Annotated in this window: 12 protein-coding genes and 1 pseudogene; 11 read left to right on the top strand and 2 right to left on the bottom strand. The window is 70.5% G+C overall.

Translation table 11 applies throughout. The features are described 5' to 3' along the window. From KME78_RS52590 to KME78_RS52620, 7 genes are all read left to right on the top strand, one after another. The coding region (locus KME78_RS52590; RefSeq protein WP_219537572.1) for an MFS transporter at positions 1 to 506 on the top strand (506 nt) is incomplete at its 5' end. 161 nt (positions 507 to 667) lie between these two features. Then, positions 668 to 970, top strand: a complete 303-nt coding sequence (locus KME78_RS52595; RefSeq protein ID WP_246654400.1) for a cupin domain-containing protein — start codon at positions 668 to 670, stop codon at positions 968 to 970. Further along, entirely contained in the window at positions 970 to 2529 is a 1560-nt protein-coding gene (locus KME78_RS52600) for an FAD-dependent monooxygenase (RefSeq protein WP_219537574.1), read from the top strand. The genes KME78_RS52595 and KME78_RS52600 overlap by 1 nt, the downstream gene beginning before the upstream one ends. Continuing rightward, entirely contained in the window at positions 2526 to 4601 is a 2076-nt protein-coding gene (locus KME78_RS52605) for an acetate--CoA ligase family protein (protein ID WP_219537575.1), read from the top strand. Before KME78_RS52600 ends, KME78_RS52605 begins: the two co-directional genes overlap by 4 nt. Further along, on the top strand, positions 4582 to 6270 hold the full coding sequence (locus tag KME78_RS52610; protein ID WP_219537576.1) for a (2,3-dihydroxybenzoyl)adenylate synthase: 1689 nt from the start codon (positions 4582 to 4584) through the stop codon (positions 6268 to 6270). Before KME78_RS52605 ends, KME78_RS52610 begins: the two co-directional genes overlap by 20 nt. Continuing rightward, on the top strand, positions 6267 to 6602 hold the full coding sequence (locus KME78_RS52615; RefSeq protein WP_219537577.1) for a hypothetical protein: 336 nt from the start codon (positions 6267 to 6269) through the stop codon (positions 6600 to 6602). The genes KME78_RS52610 and KME78_RS52615 overlap by 4 nt, the downstream gene beginning before the upstream one ends. Next, positions 6496 to 7116, top strand: coding sequence for an ISL3 family transposase (locus KME78_RS52620; protein WP_246654408.1), 621 nt, complete (start codon positions 6496 to 6498; stop codon positions 7114 to 7116). Before KME78_RS52615 ends, KME78_RS52620 begins: the two co-directional genes overlap by 107 nt. A 137-nt stretch (positions 7117 to 7253) precedes the next feature. Here KME78_RS52620 and KME78_RS52625 read toward each other — a convergent pair whose 3' ends face one another. After that, entirely contained in the window at positions 7254 to 8891 is a 1638-nt protein-coding gene (locus KME78_RS52625) for a serine/threonine-protein kinase (RefSeq protein ID WP_219537579.1), read from the bottom strand. Between the two features lie 244 nt (positions 8892 to 9135). On the opposite strand from KME78_RS52625, the pseudogene KME78_RS52630 reads away from it, so the two are divergent. Then, positions 9136 to 9420 (top strand): annotated as a pseudogene (locus tag KME78_RS52630) (DUF4158 domain-containing protein); the annotation flags it as partial. 377 nt (positions 9421 to 9797) lie between these two features. Here KME78_RS52630 and KME78_RS52635 read toward each other — a convergent pair. Further along, a complete protein-coding gene (locus tag KME78_RS52635) occupies positions 9798 to 10409 on the bottom strand; it encodes a TetR/AcrR family transcriptional regulator (protein WP_219537581.1) in 612 nt (203 codons plus the stop codon). Positions 10410 to 10495: 86 nt separating this feature from the next. On the opposite strand from KME78_RS52635, the gene KME78_RS52640 reads away from it, so the two are divergent. From KME78_RS52640 to KME78_RS52650, 3 genes are all read left to right on the top strand, one after another. Then, positions 10496 to 10930, top strand: coding sequence for a nuclear transport factor 2 family protein (locus KME78_RS52640; protein WP_219537582.1), 435 nt, complete (start codon positions 10496 to 10498; stop codon positions 10928 to 10930). 79 nt (positions 10931 to 11009) lie between these two features. After that, positions 11010 to 11765: an MBL fold metallo-hydrolase gene (locus KME78_RS52645; RefSeq protein WP_219537583.1), complete on the top strand. Its 756-nt coding sequence runs from the start codon at positions 11010 to 11012 to the stop codon at positions 11763 to 11765. Positions 11766 to 12039: 274 nt separating this feature from the next. Further along, positions 12040 to 12501 carry an MmyB family transcriptional regulator gene (locus KME78_RS52650; RefSeq protein WP_219537584.1) on the top strand — a complete coding sequence of 154 codons (462 nt, stop codon included), beginning with the start codon at positions 12040 to 12042 and terminating at the stop codon, positions 12499 to 12501. Positions 12502 to 12515 lie beyond the last annotated feature (14 nt).

Here is a 12515-nt window from a genome sequence, read left to right on the forward strand (position 1 = left end):
TCATGCGCCAGGCCGGCTACCCGCTCGGCTCCTCACTGCAGTTCCTCCTCGTGCTCAACCTGGGCGCGATCGTCGGCACCATCATGGTGTCCTTCCTCGCCGACCGTTTCGGCTCGAAGATCGTCACTGCCTGCGCTTTCCTCGCCGCGACCTTGTGCCTGTATCTGCTGAGCCTCCACCTGGACACGGCCGTCCTCATGGTGTGCGTCGCGGTGGCCGGGCTGGGCAGCGTCGGCACGCAGATCCTCGTCAACGGCTACGTCGCCACGCACTACCCGTCGTCCGCACGCGCGACGGCCCTCGGCTGGTCGCTCGGCGTCGGAAGACTGGGGGCGATCCTCGGCCCGCTGCTCGGTGGCTGGATCCTGGGGTCTGGTCTCGGCACGGAATGGAACTTCTACGCGTTCGTGCTGCCGGCGTTGCTGGGCGCGATCTTCATCGCGGCCGTGCCGCGGGTGCGCGCCGCCAGGAAAGCGGCCGGCGTCGATCGGCCAGAGACAGTGTGAGCCGTCATCGGATGGCATTCCCCATTTATATATTTCATTTCATAGACGGTCGTTCGCAATTTGTTGTAGTGTGGCGATATGTAGTGTGGCGGATCATTGCTCACACCACCGCCGCGGGCAGAGCCGGACCGCGGGTGCCGGACGATCGGGAGGACCATCGCATGAACACTCACCTCCCTGAGATCACGGCGGAGGAGCAAACCCAGCTGCCCTTGGCCGAGCGGGCCAGTGAGCTCGTCCCCGTGGGGCGGGGCGGCGCGCGCCGCGCAATCGCGCTGGCCAACCCCGGCCTGCCCGGCACCCCGTATGCCACGGCGGCGATCCAGTACCTCGGCCCGCGCGAGGAGGCGCCCGCGCACCGCCACACCCAGACCGCGTTCCGGTTCGTGGTCGACGGCGAGGGCGTGTGGACCGACGTCGAGGGCGTCGGCGAGCTGTGCAACACGATCGTCAGGGGGAGCTGATGCGCATCGCTGTCGCGGGGGGCGGCCCGGGAGGGCTGTTCTTCGCCACCATGATCAGGCGGCTCGACCCGGCGGCCGAGGTCACCGTGTTCGAGCGCAACCGCGCAGACGACACCTTCGGCTTCGGCGTCGTCTTCTCCGACCGTACGCTGGCCGGGATCCACGAGGCCGACCCGGTGCTGCGGGAGGCGCTCGACGAGCACGGCCGGCACTGGGACGACATCGAGGTCCGGCTCAAGGGAGAGCGTGTCCGCTGCGGCGGGAACGGCATGGCCGCCATCGTCCGGCGCACGCTGCTCGCGCTGTTGCAGGACCGCGCCCGCGGGCTCGGCGCCGACCTGCGCTTCTCCACCGAGGTGACGCTCGACGATCTGACCGGTTACGACCTGGTCGTGGCCGCCGACGGCACCGGCTCGCAGATTCGGGACCGGCTCGGCTTCGGCAGCGGGGTCGAGACCGCCGGCGCGAAGTTCATCTGGTTCGGCACGGACTACCTCTTCGACGGGCTCACCTTCCTGCACGAGCGCGGCCCGCACGGCGTCTTCGCCGTACACGGCTACCCGATCTCGGCGGACCTGTCCACGTTCATTGTGGAGACCGACGAGGCTTCGTGGCGGCGGGCAGGGCTCGACGCGTTCGACGTCACGCAGCCGCCCGGCCCCAGTGACCTGCTCTCCAAGGCGTACCTGGAGGAGCTGTTCGCCGGCCAGATCGCCGGGAAGCGGCTGCTCACCAACAACTCGCGCTGGGGGAACTTCCGCACTCGTCGCACCAAACGCTGGCATACCCTGACGCCACGACCGGTCGTGCTGCTCGGCGACGCCGCGCACACCGCGCACTTCTCGGTCGGTTCGGGGACGAAGATGGCCATGGAGGACGCGGTGGCGCTGGCACGTGCGCTGTCTGAGCACGGCGGCGATCTGCCCGCCGCGCTCGCGGCCTACGAGTCGGCGGCCCAGCCGTCCGTCCGGCAGGTCCAGGACGCCGCGCGGCCGAGCTTGTCATGGTGGGAGCACTTCGGCCACTACTACGACGCCTTCGAGCCCTGGCAGTTCGCCTACCACTTCCTGTCACGCAGCATCACCGACGCGCGGCTGGCCCGCCGCGCCCCCGAGTTCACCCAGGCCAGCCTGCACAGGTGGGTTGAGATCCACGGCACCGAGCCGCTGCGCACGCCTTTTGAGAGCGGCGGCTGGCAGGCCGCGAGTCGGCTCGTCGATGTCGTCACCGATGCTGACGGCACGCCAGCAGCAGTAGACGACCTGCCGCTGTCGGCCACTCCGGCGCAGGGGGAGTGGGGTCTACTCCTGGACGCGCCGGACTCCGAGGCAGAGCTACCGGAGGTTTACGCGCGCCTCGCCGAGCTCGTGGCAACCGGCGAACGGCCGGTACTGGTCGCCGTGGCCGGCGGCACGCCGCTGACCCGCACCCTGGTGTGCGAGCAGGCCCGCCTGCGGCACCGACTTCCCACGCTGTTGATCGAACCGGCACTCGACCACGACCGCGCCCACACGATCGTGCTGTCCGGCCGCTCCGACCTGGTGGGGGTGGCTGCGTGAGCGACACCGCCACCACAGCGATCTCGGGGGATCTGTCAGCACTGTTCGCGCCCCGCGGCATCGCCGTCATCGGAGCATCCCGCCATCCACACAAGCTCGGAGCGACGCTGGCGCGCTCGCTGTCCGGCTTCGCCGCCGTCGGGGGACACCTGGCACTGGTGAACGGCCGCGATGACGGCATGTACGGCTCGATCGCCCAAGCCGCCGCCGACGGCCCGATCGACGTGGCGATGATCTGTGTGCCCGCCCCCGCATGCCCCGGTGCCCTGGCCGAGGCCGCCGCCGCGGGAGCCCGCGCCGCCGTGATCTACTCGGGCGGATTCGCCGAGACCGGAGAGGCCGGTGCGGCCCACCAGCGGGCTCTCGCCGACATCGTCTCCCGGACCGGCATCCGGCTGCTGGGCCCCAACACGAGCGGCTTCCTGGCCCCGCACTGCGGTCTCACCGCCACCTTCGTGCCCGGCGCCGCCCAGGTGCGGCCGGGCAAGGTGGCCGTCGTCGCCGCCAGCGGCGGCGTCAACCACGCCCTGGCGTTCCTGCTGACCGAGGCCGGGCACGGCGTCAGCCTCGCCGTGGGGCTGGGCAACGCTGTCGACCTCGGCGCCCCCGACGTCCTCGGCCATCTCGCCGACGACCCCGCCACCGCCGCCGTCGCGCTGCACCTCGAATCGGTGGCCGACGGCCCCCGCCTGGTCGACAGCGTGCGCCGGCTCGCCGAACGCCGCCCCGTCGTCGCTCTCGTCGTCGGCCGCAACGACATCGGCGCCTTCGCCGCCTCCCACACCGGCGCGCTGGCGACGTCGTGGCGCATCACCAGGGCCGCCCTCGCCCAGGCGGGCGCCGTACTGGTGGATGACGAGCGCGAGCTGGTCGACGCCGTCGGCGCCCTCGCCGTCACCCGCCTGCGGCCCCGCAGGACCGCGGGGGTCGGCGTGGTGACCGCGCAAGCCGGCCCTGGCCTGCTGCTCCTGGACGACCTGCGCGGCCGCCGGGCGAACGTCCCCGAGCTCACCACGGCCACGCGGGACGCTCTGGCCGAGCTGCTGCCGCCGCTGACCTACCAGGCCAACCCGGTCGACACCGGGCGTCCCGGTCCGGAGCTCGGACGCGTCCTCGCCGCGGTCGGCGCGGATCCGGGCGTGGACGTGATCGCCGCGTACACGCTGCACGAGCCCGACGCCGTCGACATCGCCGCCGCCGTCGAGGAGGGCCGCTCCCACGGCACTCCGATGGTGCTGGGGCTCGGCGGGACCGGCGAGGAGGTCGCCCGGAAACGGCGTGAGCTGCTGGAGGCCGGGGTAGCCGTCACGACGGACCCGCGCGGTGTCGCCGCCGCGACCGCCGCCCTTCTCACCGACGCCCGCGCTCGCGCGCACACCGCTGCCCCTTCTCCTGGCGGCCGGGTGCCGGCGGATGTCCGTGGCCGCCACGACGAGCACCAGGCCAAGAATCTCCTGGCCCGGATGGGGGTGCGCACCATGCCGCGCCGCGCCTGCGACGACCGCGCCGGCGCCCGTGCTGCCCTGGCCGAGTTCAGCGGCCCCGTTGCGGTCAAACTGCTCGACGCCGACGTACTGCACAAGACAGAACTCGGCGGCGTGTACCTGAACATCGCCACCAGCGACGACCTGGAGGCGGCGCTGGTCCGGCTCGACGCCGCCGGCGCCCGCCGCTACCTGGTGGAGAAGATGGCCCCCGCCGGGGTCGACCTCATCGTTGGCGCCCGCCGCGACCAGGTCTTCGGCCCCGTCGTCCTCGTCGGCCTGGGCGGGACGGTGGCGGAGGCATTGGCGGACGTGACCGTCCGGCTCGCCCCGCTCAGCCCCGCCGAAGCAGTCTCCATGCCCTCGGAGCTGACTGGACACGCCCTGCTCACCGGATGGCGGTCCGGGCCCGTCCTCGACCCCGGCGAGCTGAGCAGGATCGTCTCCGCGCTCGGCGACCTGCTCTCCGCCAACCCGCTGATCGACGAGATTGAGATCAACCCGCTGAGGCTCACCGCCGACGGTCTCGTCGCCCTCGACGCCGTGATCATCCCCAGGGAGGCCGACGATGCCCAGCCCCATCTCTGACCACGTCGTGCCCTGGCCGGACGCCGAAGCCCAACGCTTCGCCGCGGAAGATTACTGGGCCGGAGTACCGCTCGGGCAACTGCTGCGGGAGGTCGCCGACCGCACCCCCGACGCGCCCGCACTCGCCGATCCCGTCGCCGGGCTCCGGCTCACGCACGCCGAGCTGGCCGAACGCGCCGACGCGGCAGCCGTGCGCCTGCTGGATCTGGGCATCGGCCGCGGCGACCGCATCGTGGTGCAGCTCGGCAACGGATGGGAGTTCGTCGTCCTCACCCTCGCCTGCCTGCGCGCGGGCATCGTCCCGGTGATGGCTCTGCCCGGGCACCGGCGCAGCGAACTGACCTACCTCGCCACCCACGCCGAGGCGGTCGCGATCGCCGTCCCGGACCGCATGCGCGACTTCGACCACCAGGCGCTGGGACACGAGCTGGCCGCCGACGTCACGGCGGTCACCGGCGCCGGGTGGCACGTCCTCGTCACCGGCGACGACCTCGCCCCCGGCAGCGCCGACCTGCGCGCGCTGTGCGCACCGTCCGCCGGCCCCAAGACCGACCGCGCCCGCATGGACGAAAGTGCGCCCACCAGCCGCGACGTGGCCGTCTTCCTGCTGTCCGGCGGCACGACCGGCCTGCCGAAACTCATCGCCCGCACCCACGACGACTACGCCTACAACGCCCGCGCCAGCGCCGACATCGCCGCGATGGGAACAGATACCGTCTACCTGGTGACCCTGCCCGCCGGCCACAACTTCCCGCTCGCCTGCCCTGGCCTGCTCGGCACGCTACTCAAAGGCGGCCGGGTCGTCACCCTGCCTTCCCCCGAGCCCACCCGCGCCTTCGCCACCATCGCCGCCGAAGGTGTCACCCACACCGCCGCGGTCCCCGCCATCGCCGTCCGATGGCTGGAACACGCCGCCAAGCACGGCGCCGGCGACGTCCGCAGCCTGCGCGTCCTGCAGGTCGGCGGCGCCCGCATCGCCGACGAACTGGCCCGCAAGGTCAGGCCCATACTCGGCGCCACGCTGCAGCAGGTGTTCGGCATGGCCGAAGGACTGCTCAACTACACCCGCCTCGACGACCCCGACGACGTCATCTGCACCACCCAGGGCCGCTCCCTGTCCCCGGCCGATGAGGTGCGCCTGGTCGACGAGTACGACAACGACGTCCCCGAAGGCGAACCCGGCTCGCTGCTCACCCGCGGCCCCTACACCCCGCGCGGCTACTACAAGGCCGCAGAACAGAACGCGCGCGCCTTCACCGCCGACGGCTGGTACCGCTCCGGCGACATCTGCCGTCGCACCCCCGATGGCAACCTGATCGTCGAGGGACGCGACAAGGACATGATCAACCGCGGCGGCGAGAAGATCTCCGCCGAGGAGGTCGAGAACCTCGTCTACCAGCTCCCCACGGTCAGCCAGGTCGCCGCTGTGGCCATGCCCGACAGCGTCCTCGGCGAACGCGTGTGCGTGTACGTCGTGCCCCGCCCCGGCGGCACCGTCACCCTGGACGAGATCCGCGCGACCATGGAGCGCAGCGGCGTCGCCCGTTTCAAGATCCCCGAACACCTGGTGGTCGTGGACGAGTTGATCTCCACCAAGGTCGGGAAGATCGACAAAAAGGCCCTGCGCGCGGACATCGCCGCCCGCCTGGCGGCCCGGACGGACGCATGAACGACCTGAGCACCGCGCTCCCCTGGATGCGCCAGGGCAGCGACCGCCTCCTCACCCTGGTCGAGAAGCTGACCGACGACGATTTCCACGACCAGCCTCCTGCCTGGCTGGATGCGCGCCCACGTCATCGCGCATGTGGCGCGCAACGCCGGCACCTCAACACGCTCCTGGTGGGCTCGGCGTGCCGGACATACAAGCCGGCTCAACCGCTGGGAACGGCGCGCGATGGCCTGGCTGGCCGAGATCGCTCGGCGATCTCCCCGCCTGTTCGGGCACTGGCGACTCTGCCCGGACTGTGGAACGCCGTCGCATCGGGTGCACAGCCACTATGAACGGCGGTTGTCCGATACCGCGGTCGGGGGCCAAGAACTGCTCATTCACCTGCGGGTGCACCGATTCTTCTGCCGCGCTGACACCTGCGCGAAGACGACGTTTGCTGAGCAGATCCCGGGGCTGACCGTCCGATACGGCCGCCGCAGCACCCGAGCGGCACCAGCGTTGCAGGCCGTCGCGCTGGCGTTGGGCGGTCGTGCCGGTGCCCGGCTCGCCGATCGGCTGGCGGCCTCGGTGAGCCGGATGACGCTGATCAGGCTGATTCGTGCCCTGCCCGACCTGGGCCTCGCGGCGGGCCCACGGGTGCTCGGCGTGGACGACTTCGCCCTACGACGCGGCCACTCCTACGGAACGATCCTGATCGACATCTCCACCAGCACCGTGGTCGATGTGCTGGCCGGCCGGACGGCCGACACCCTTGCGGCCTGGCTGCGAGCCCATCCTGGAGTCGAAATCGTCTGCCGCGATCGAGCCGGCGCCTATGCCGAGGGCATCACCAGAGGCGCACCGTGAGGGGTACCGCTGCCGACGCCCGCCGGGCGCGCAATGCCGTCCAGCGGCACGGCGGGGCCGCGCTCGATGACCAGGTCCCGCGCGGCCAGCAGGATCCGTTCCAGGTTTTGGTGCCGGTGCCGGGGTGGCGGATGTGGTCAGACTATGCGGGTGCAGAGGGTGCGGCCTCGGATCTCCCAGTGGACCCTTCTGCCGCCCGGCGGGCAGGCACCGCTGGTGAACGCGGTGATACGGAGGACGAAGTCGTACTCCCCTGGAGCGGAGCCGGCCCCGCACGGCCACGACGTCATCAGATCCGAGTTGTTGATGGTGACCGAGTTCTCGTTCTCCCCCTTTGTGGCCAGGAAACAGTCACCCGTGCGGAACTGCCGCTGCACGCAGAGGGCGATCTCGTTCGCGTCCTCGCCGTAGCTCCACCACAGTTCCCCGTCCAGATCGGCGCCGTGCCTGATGCACTCGGAGGAGCCGCCGACCACCTTGCGCACCTTCAGGTAGGCGTCGGAGCGGCCGCAGCCGACCGCGCGCGGCTTGCTCCTGCTCCACTCGCCGGACGGACGCTCGTAGGCGTCCAGGCAGTCGCCCGCCGAGATCTTCTCGAACGCCTTGCGGGTGGGATCGGATGTGGGGGTGGGGGTGGCACTGTCGGTGGCGCTCGCGGTCTCGGACGGCTGAGGCGCGGGTGTCGGGGGAGTCGGGGTCTGCTGGGGAGTGGCGATGGCCTTGGAGGTGGCCTTGAAGGTGGCCGGTGCGTTTCCGTCGTCCCCGATGGCCCAGGCGGCGAAGGCGACCAGCAGGACGCCCATGATCGCGGCCACCGGGAGCTTCATTCGTCCGAGCGGCGGAAACCGCCGGCCGTTCCCCGGCGCGTCCTGCGGCGGGGGCGCCAGCACCTCGGTCTCCGCCACCAGCGTGGCGATCATGGTGCTGACGGGCTCCGGCAGCGGAGCGTCCCCGCCCTCGGCGAGTGCGGAGCAACGTTCGAGGAACGCGTCGAGGCCGGGCCGGTCTTCCGGATCCTTCTCCAGGCCGGACGCGATCAGCGGGAGCAGCGGCTCCGGCACGCCGGTCAGGTCGGGTTCCTCGTTGATGACGCGGTAGCCGAGGGCCTCGATCGGGCCCTCGCCGAAGGGCCGCCGGCCGGTGGCGGCGAAGGCCAGCACGGCAGCCAGGCAGAACACGTCACTGGCCGGCCCGACCTCGCGGCCCCGAAGCTGCTCGGGCGACATGAACCCGGGCGTGCCGACCACGCTGGTGCGGGTGGTCTGCGAGGTGGCGTCGAGCGCGCGGGCGATGCCGAAGTCGATGATGCGGGGCCCGTCCTGGGCGAGCAGCACGTTGCCGGGCTTGAGGTCCCGGTGGACGACGCCCCGCTCGTGGATCGCCATCAGCCCTTCGGCCAGGCCCGCGCCGAGCCCCGCGACCGCCGCCGCGGAGAACGCGCCGTGCTCGCCGACGGCCTCGTGCAGCGACGGCCCCGCGATGTACTCGGCCACGAGCCAGGGCGGATCGGCGTCGGCGCGGGCGTCCACCACCTGCACGGTGTGGATGCCCCCGACCCGCCGCACCGCGGCGACCTTCGCCTCGAACCGCCGCCGGAACTGCGCGTCCTCCGCCAGGTATGGGTGGATCACCTTGACCGCGACCGGCCGGCCGCCCTTCGAGCGGCCCAGGTAGACGCGACCCATCCCGCCCGCCCCCAGCCGCGCCAGCAGCCGGTACCCACCGACCTCCTTCGGGTCGCCCGCCTCAAGCGGCTTCAGTTTCTCGCTGGACACCCGCACGCCCTCCCACACCCACTGGTGATCTAGAACGCACCCTTCCACACAGGACGACGTGAGGGTAGGCCGTGCCGTGGCTGTGCAGTCGCCGGGCTCCGACGCTCACCCACTTGCTCCAGCGCGGCCTGATCCAGCCGGAAGAACTGATCGCCGCATGGACGTTGCTGGACGGCGAGTGGGAGTTGGTGGGTAACAAGACCGGCGCGACGCGGCTGGGCTTCAGTCTGATCTTGAAGTTCTTCGAGCAGGGGCCCGGTTCCCTCGGCATATGGGCGAGTTGCCCAAGGCTGCGGTGGACTACGTGGCCGGTCAGGTGAAGGTCGATCCGGCGCTACTGGTCGACTACAACTGGTCGGGCCGGTCGATCGAATGGCACCGGGCGCAGATCCGGGAGGCTCTGGGGTTTCGCGAGTCGACTCGGGCGGATGAGGACGCGCTGATCGAGTGGCTGGCCACGGAGACCTGTCCGATGGTGCTGACCACGAGGGACTGCGGGCTGCGTTGCTGTCGCGGTGCCGGAAGTTGAGGATTGAGCCGCCGGGCAGGGTTGAGCGAATCATGGGCGCGTGCCGAGCCCGGTTCGAGCGGGAGTTCTGCCTGCAGGTGTTGGACCGGTTGTCGGCGGACTCGGCGCGGGCGTTGTGGGAGCTGGCCACGGGTGAGGACGGGTTCTTGCAGGAGCTGAAGTCCGATCCGGGCCAGCTGGGGTTGGAGACGCTGCTGGAGGAGATCGTCAAGCTGCGGCGGGCCAAGGCGCTCGGCCTGCCGGCGGATCTGTTCGGCACTCCGGCACGACCTCGAACCGGGCACACCAACCGGCCACCGACCAGCAGACTCAGACTGCGAACTCACACGCCTGATCAAAGACGGAGGCTAGCGCACCACCCGAGAGTCAAGCCGGGTTCAAAGGGTCGCTGTATCGGTGGCGCCGACCCCGAGCGTTAGGGCTCGGTTGACTGCGGCGCGGGTGTCGTCCACCAGGGTGAGCGGGTTGTTGCCGAGGCGCTTGGCGGTCTGGAAGCAGGCCAGGGCGATCTGGCCGGCGAGGACGGCGGTGGCTTCGTCGGATCCGCGTCGGATGAGCAGTTCGCTCAGCTTGTCCCCGAACTGCTGCATCTTCACGGCGTCGCGGTCGCGCAGTTCCGGGTGCTGCTCGATCAACGCGAAATGGCGCGTATAGCCCGCGGGGTCGGCGGTCGCCTGGGCGCACAGGGCGAGCAGAACCGGGCTGAGCTGTGCGACGCCCTCGGTCACGCTGCGCGGGGGAAGGGCGTCGTCTGCTTGGCCAGCCGCGGCGACCATGTCGAGCAGCTCCTGCTCCCTGGCGAACACGACCTCCTGTTTGTCGCGGAAGTGGCGGAAGAACGTGGTGCGTCCGACTTCGGCGCGTTCGGCAATGTCGCCGACCGAAACGCGGTCGAAGCCGTGCTCTTGGAACAGCTCCTGAGCAGCCTCGATGATGCGCTGGCGCGCCTGGCGCTGCTTGCGTTCGACGAGGGGCCGGGAGGAGGTCATGCCCGCAAGCATACCGTGGCCGGTTGCCGTCCCACAAGGAATCGAGTACGTTCTGGTACGCCGTACCAAAACGAACGGAGATCCGAATGGCACGCGAACTGTCCATGGAAGACCGCCAGGCGATCGGCCGGACCCTGGCCCTGACCGGACACATCTTCGACCGAGGCGAGCTAAACCGGCTCGAGGAGATCTTCACGCCCAAGGTCGTCTACGACCTCAGCGACGTGGGAGCGGGGACGTTCGAGGGCGTCGAGGCGATCAGGAACGGCGCCCTGAAGCTCGGCGCGGGCAACCCCATCGCGCATCACGTCACGAACATCGTGATCACCGGCCAGGAGGACGACCTGGTCACCGCGCAGTCCAAGGGTCTCATCATCATGGCCGACGGGTCCGTCGCAAGCGTGACGCACCTCGACACCCTGCGAAGCGAGGACAGCACCTGGCGGATCAGCCGGCGAGTCATCCTGGCGCAGCGCACGCCGCTCGGCGGCCTCCACCTGACGCACACGGGCGAGCGCTAGCCGTGGAGCGCACCCTCGCACGTCGCCGCGACCAACGTGATTCCTCGATGTCCACCACCCGCCCGATGGGAGAAACGCCATGACCGAGCCGCTCGTCGTCACCCGGATCACCCACAGCTGCCACCTGGTCCAGATCGGCGGCCTGACCGTGCTGACCGATCCCTGGTTCTCTCAACGCACCTTCTACCACCCGGGCGAACCGATCGCCCTGCAGCCGGAGACGCTGCCGCATCTCGACGCGGTCGTGATCAGCCACGAGCACTACGACCACTGCGACCTTGACGCCTTCAGCCGCTATCCCAGCAAGGACGTGCCCCTGCTGGTCGCCGGCCCGGTCGTCGAGAAAGCCCGCAAGGCAGGATTCAGCGACGTCCGCGCGCTCGAGCCCTGGCAGTCCGCGCGGGTCGGCGATCTGACCATCTCCGCAGCGCCGGGCAAGCACGGCGTATACGAGGTCACCTACGTGATCAGCGGCGGTGGGCGCAGCGTCTACTTCGCCGGGGACACGCTGCTCATCCCGGAGTTGCACACCCTCACAGACCGCTACGGCCCGCTCGATGTGGCACTGCTCCCCGTCAACGGCCTGCACATCCGGATACCGCGAACCAAACAGGTCGTCATGAACGCCGAAGAGGCCGCCGAGCTCACCGCCACCCTTCGACCCAAGCTCGCGATCCCGCAGCACTACGCCTTCACCGGCGGCACGATAGGGGACGCGCTTTTCCTCAAGAGCGACAAGAACCCCGCCCTCTTCGTCGACGCGGTCCGTCGCCTCGTCCCCGACGTCCCGGTCAAAGTCATCAACCCTGGCGAACCACTGACTATCGCCCCCTGACCCACCTCGGTCTGCGGTCCCGGCGAGGCCGCCGGGACCGCAGACCGCACTTCAGGCCCCTACTCACCAGAGAATCGCTTCTACCCCTACGGGGCCCGTGCCGAGGCCGATTACCTCCAGACCCGGCACACGCACAACCTCATCATGGCCGTGCCCACCCACCGCCGGGCCGGAAAGCCTCCACGACAGCGATACGGCAACTGCTGCTTCGACAGCCGCTTTTCACTCCTGAAACCAGTCGAGCCGGCACTACGACCGGTACAGCCGACTCGCGATGATCACGAACCGCAACCGTGATCTTTCACTCAGCTACCTGGCGGCTGGGGGACACGTTCGGGAGCGGAGGGCCGAGTACGACCACAACTGCCTGGTCAGCTTCTTCACCAACGCCCGCTACCGTGCGGCAGTCGTGGACTGGCACGACGCGGCGCGAGCGATGATCGGCCTGTTCCGGGCGGACGCCGCCCGCTACCCGGACGATCCCGAATTCGGCCGCCTGTCCGCGGACATGTGCGCCGCGAGCCCCGCCTTCGCCGAGATCTGGGCGGAACTCCCCGTGGGCGGCCCCACTCACGGCACCAAGGCCCTGGAGATTCCCGGCCTGGGGACGCTGACCTTCGAGACCACCACCCTGCCGCTGCCCGAACTGCCCGGCCACCGCCTGTCGCTGCACACCCCCGCGCCCGGGACGGGAACGGAGGCCCTGCTGGAGCGCTTGGTGGTGGTGTCAGTGTGACGCGCAGGAAATGT

This window comes from Nonomuraea guangzhouensis (genome assembly GCF_019396345.1).
GTDB classification, from domain to species: domain Bacteria; phylum Actinomycetota; class Actinomycetes; order Streptosporangiales; family Streptosporangiaceae; genus Nonomuraea; species Nonomuraea guangzhouensis.